The following is a 3,936-nucleotide window of genomic DNA, read 5'->3' as shown; positions in this document are numbered from 1 at the left end:
CCGCCGAGAGCGGCGTGCGCAGCTCGTGGCTCATGTTGGCGATGAACTGGCTCTTGGCCCGGTTGGCGGCCTCGGCCGATTGCCGGGCGCGCTCGATCTCGGCCTCGGCCTCCTTGCGGTCGGTGATGTCGACGTTGGTGCCGACCCACTCGCGGATCGTGCCCTCCTCGTCGAAGACCGGTACGCCGCGCACCTCCATGTGGCGCCACTGCCCGTCGTGGCGGCGAAGCCGGTACTCGACCTCGTAGGGCTGGCGCTCATCGACCGAGCGCGCCCAGGTGTCGGCCGCGTGGGCGCGGTCGTCGGGATGGACCGCATCGACCCAGCCCCAGCCCTGGTAGGCCGCCTCGCTCTGGCCCGTATAGGCGCTCCAGCGCGGCTGCGGCGGCATCAACTCGCCGCTGGCGCTGGTATTCCAGACGACCGCCGCGGAGGCGTCGACGAGCGCCCGGAAACGTTCCTCGGAGTGGCGCAGGCGCTGCTCGGTCGCGCGGCGGCGCGAGATGTCGGTGTTGGTGCCGTACCAGCGCCGGACCCGGCCGTCCGGGTCGCGCAGCGGCATCGCCTGCGACAGGAACCAGCGGTACTCCCCATCCGCGCCCCGCAGCGGGAAGGTGTCCTCCCAGGGCTCTCCGGCCGTGATCGCGGCCCGGTAGCGGTCGAGCACGCGGCCGATGTGGTCCGGATGGTGGACGTCGCGCCAGCCCCAGCCCTGCATCTCGCCCGGCGTCGTGCCGGTGTAGTCGTACCAGCGGCGGTTGTACCAGACGATGGTGCCGTCGGCCTCGGCCATCCAGGCGAGCTGCGGCAAGGTCTCGGCGAGATTGCGGTAATCGGCCTCTCCGATGTCGCGCTTATCGATGCCGGGCGCATCCGCGCTCGCGCCGATCGACTCGTCGGCTCGCCCGCCACCCTGGCGCTCGCTCATTCAAAAACCCACACGCTGAAGCAACACCCTCCATATAGGGCGCCGTCCGGCGGGAACGCGCCGAAATCGCGGCTCGCCGGCCGTTCAGGACATGCGCGCGGCGCGGCCGGTGCGGACGGCGTCGAGGCCGTAGAGGACGAGCGCCAGCCAGATCAGCGCCAGCATGACGATCCGCTGCGGCTCGACCCGCTCGCCGAAGACCAGCACGCTGAGGATCAGCAGGCAGGTCGGGGCGATGTACTGCATCAGGCCCAGCGTCGCGAGGCGCAGGCGCTCGGCGGCGGCCGCGAACCAGATCAGCGGCAGCGCCGTGGTGATCCCGGTGAGCAGCAGCAGGACGAGGGCGCGGGGCTCGGGCGGCAGGAACGGCTCGGGCGCCTGCCAGAGCCAGGCCGCGCAGAAGGGCGCGAGGATCAGCGTCTCGGCGAGCAGCCCGAGCGTCGGATCGACGCCCACCACCTTCCGGATCAGCCCGTAGAGCGCGAAGGTCAGCGCGAGCGAGAGCGAGATCAGCGGCAGGTCGCCGGCCCAGACCACCGCGACGCCGACGCCGGAGGCGGCGATGGCGACCGCCACAAGCTGGAGCGGCCGCAGCCGCTCGCCGAGCACCAGCCTGCCGAGACCGACGCTGACCAGGGGATTGATGTAGTAGCCGAGGCTGGCATCCAGCAGGTGGCCCGCCTTCACGGCCTGCAGGTAGAGCAGCCAGTTCACCGCGATCAGCAGGGCCGAGGCGACGAGGAGCGCGTGGCGCGGGCGCAGCGGGAACGGATTGCGCAGGCGGGCGCGCCAGACCAGCACCAGCGCGCCGACGAAGAGCCCCGACCAGATGATGCGCTCGGCCAGGATGTAGGCCGGGGTGAATTGCCCGAGCAGCCGGAAATGCACCGGCACGACGAGGCCCCAGCTCAGATAGGCCGCGAGCGCGTAGACGAAGCCCAAGGCATCTGCCCCCCGCCCGCAACGAGCGGCGGGCCGGCGCCTCATAGACCCCGGGGCGTCGCGCCGTCAGGTGTGCGGGCGCACGCCGACGTGATCGCGTGGCACCGTCAGCGCCGGCCGGCGGGCAGGATCGGGTCGCCGCGCATCAGGGCGTTCAGGCGCTCGGTGTCGAAGCCGCTCGGCACCTTGGGAGCCGCGACCTTCTGGGGGGCGGCCGGGGCGGCGGGCTTGGGCACGGCGATCGAGCCGGTGGCCGAGGGCTCCGGGACGGCGGCGCGCACCGCGGGGGGCGGCGCCAAGTGGCCGAGGCGGTCGGCGCTGACGAAGCCGACGACCAGGGTGCTGAGGCCGACGACGCAGCCGCCGGTGATGAGACGCAGGGTACGCACGCGACAAATCCGATCACACCGGACGAGGCACCAGACCTAACCCGAGGCCGTTAACGAAGCGGAACGCCGAAGACTGACGACACGACCGACAGGGAGATTTCGATGGATCCGAAGGCCACCGCGAGCGACAGCCCCTTCATCCAGGGCCGCAACGCCCGCCTCTACGGCAAGCCGGTGAGCGAGTGCCCCTACGCCGAGGGCACGCAGGAGCGCGCCGCCTGGATGCAGGCCTACGAGGAGGCCGCCGACACCGACGCGAACGGCTGAGAGCGCCGGGCCGGCCCCGCGCGGGGCCGGCCCGGCCGCTCTCGGCTTGACCTCGGACCGGCGCCCGGGCTTCGTGCGGCCCGAGATCGACAGAAACCCGAGCGCGTCCGTTGAGGAAGAACCCGACTTTCGGCCCCGCCACCCGCCTGGTCCATGCGGGGCGCGACCCGTCGCAGCAGCACGGCTTCGTCAACACGCCGATCTATCGCGGCTCGACGGTGCTCTACCCGACCTACGACGCGATCAAGCACCGGCGCGGGCGCTACAATTACGGCACCTCCGGCACGCCGACGATGGACGCGCTCACCGAGGCCTGGACGGAGCTCGCGGGCGCGGCCGGCACGGTGGCGACGCCCTCGGGGCTGGCCGCGCTCACCGTCGCGCTGATGGCCGCCGTCTCGGCGGGCGACCACCTCCTCGTCACCGATTCCGCCTACCGCCCGACCCGTCAGTTCTGCGACGGCGTGCTCGCCCGCTTCGGCGTCGAGACGACCTACTACGATCCGACGGTGGGCGCCGGCATCGCGGCGCTGATGCGCGACAACACCCGCGCGGTGCTCGTCGAGGCGCCTGGCTCGCAGAGCTTCGAGATGCAGGACGTGCCGGCGATCGCGGAGGTGGTCCACGCCCGCGGCGGCACCGTGATCATGGACAACACCTGGGCGACGCCGCTCCTGTTCCCGCCGCACGAGCGCGGCGTCGATATCGCGGTCGAGGCCGGGACCAAGTATCTCAGCGGCGGCTCGGACCTGCTGATCGGCCTGACCTCGGCCAACGCGAAGCATTTCCCGGCGGTGCGGCGCACCTTCGACCACTTCGCCCTGTGCGCCGGCCCGGAGGACATCTTCCTGGCGCTGCGCGGCCTGCGCACGATGTCCCTGCGCCTGCGCGAGCACGGCCGGGCCGGGCTCGAGATGGCGCAGTGGCTGCAGGCCCGGCCCGAAGTGCTGCGGGTGCTCCACCCGGGCCTCCCCGACGATCCCGGCCACGCGATCTGGCGGCGCGACTTCGCGGGCGCCTCCGGCCTGTTCGGCGTGATCCTGAAGCCGTGCCCCGAGGCGGCGCTCGCCGCGATGCTCGACGGGCTCGAACTCTTCGGGATGGGCTTCTCCTGGGGCGGCTTCGAGAGCCTCGTGATCCCGTTCGACTGCGCGCCCTACCGCACGGCCACCAGCTGGGCGCCGGGCGGCTGGGGTCTGCGCTTCCATATCGGCCTGGAGGACACGGCGGACCTGAAGGCCGACCTGGAGGCCGGCTTCGCGCGGCTCCGGGCGGCGAGCTGAGTCTCGCCGCTCCCTACTCGGGCAGCGCGAACACCGTGAGCTGCCCGCCGGGGGCGGTCCACCGGGACAGCGCCGCGTAGCCGCCGACCGCGCCCGAGCCGTCGGCGGGGTCGGTCAGCCCCGCCGC

The 3,936-nt window shown here is 72.7% G+C and carries 5 protein-coding genes; 2 read left to right on the top strand and 3 right to left on the bottom strand.

What is annotated here, in order from left to right; all coding sequences use genetic code 11:
• The 3 genes from AX737_RS26715 to AX737_RS26705 all read right to left on the bottom strand — a co-directional run.
• Nucleotides 1–928, bottom strand: a 928-nt coding sequence (locus tag AX737_RS26715) for a PAS domain-containing hybrid sensor histidine kinase/response regulator (protein WP_156453983.1), incomplete at its 3' end; no start/stop codon positions are given.
• Between the two features lie 84 nt (nt 929–1,012).
• Complete coding sequence (gene rarD, locus AX737_RS26710; RefSeq protein ID WP_066926765.1) at nt 1,013–1,870, bottom strand: EamA family transporter RarD; 858 nt, start codon at nt 1,868–1,870, stop codon at nt 1,013–1,015.
• A 107-nt stretch (nt 1,871–1,977) separates the two neighbouring features.
• Nucleotides 1,978–2,259 carry a hypothetical protein gene (locus tag AX737_RS26705; protein ID WP_066926763.1) on the bottom strand — a complete coding sequence of 94 codons (282 nt, stop codon included), beginning with the start codon at nt 2,257–2,259 and terminating at the stop codon, nt 1,978–1,980.
• A 102-nt stretch (nt 2,260–2,361) separates the two neighbouring features.
• On the opposite strand from AX737_RS26705, the gene AX737_RS34915 reads away from it, so the two are divergent.
• Nucleotides 2,362–2,526, top strand: coding sequence for an Rmf/CrpP family protein (locus tag AX737_RS34915; RefSeq protein ID WP_197430730.1), 165 nt, complete (start codon nt 2,362–2,364; stop codon nt 2,524–2,526).
• A 110-nt stretch (nt 2,527–2,636) separates the two neighbouring features.
• The gene (gene metC, locus AX737_RS26700) at nt 2,637–3,809 is read left to right on the top strand and encodes a cystathionine beta-lyase (RefSeq protein ID WP_066926762.1); all 1,173 of its coding nucleotides are present in this window, start codon (nt 2,637–2,639) and stop codon (nt 3,807–3,809) included.
• Nucleotides 3,810–3,936 lie beyond the last annotated feature (127 nt).

The sequence above is a fragment of the Methylobacterium sp. CCH5-D2 genome, assembly GCF_001556475.1.
GTDB lineage: Bacteria > Pseudomonadota > Alphaproteobacteria > Rhizobiales > Beijerinckiaceae > Methylobacterium > Methylobacterium hispanicum.
This window is presented reverse-complemented; position numbering and strand designations above follow the sequence as displayed.